General features: G+C 44.7%; 1 pseudogene. It reads right to left on the bottom strand.

From position 1 onward, the window contains the following. Window positions 1–302, bottom strand: a pseudogene (alaS, locus tag PZE06_RS28010) (alanine--tRNA ligase); the annotation flags it as partial.

A 302-nucleotide genomic window follows, 5' to 3' on the forward strand; every position in this document is an offset into this window, starting at 1 on the left:
ATGCGGCTTCCCCTGTCACAGCTTCAATTCGTCTCGTACCAGCGCCAATTCCACTTTCAGAAACAATTTTAAACAAGCCGATCACAGAAGAAATCGGAACATGGCAACCACCACATAATTCTAAGCTGTAATCACCAACCTGAACAACGCGGACGATATCACCGTATTTCTCCCCGAATAGAGCCATTGCTCCCATTGCCTTTGCCTCTTCGATTCCTTTATTGTCTATATTTACAGTAAGGCCTCGCCTAATTTTCTCAGTCACGATCGTCTCAATTTGCTCAAGCTCTTCCGCTTTTACT

This window comes from Robertmurraya sp. DFI.2.37, assembly GCF_029211245.1.
Classification (GTDB): Bacteria; Bacillota; Bacilli; order Bacillales; family Cytobacillaceae; genus Robertmurraya; species Robertmurraya methanolica_A.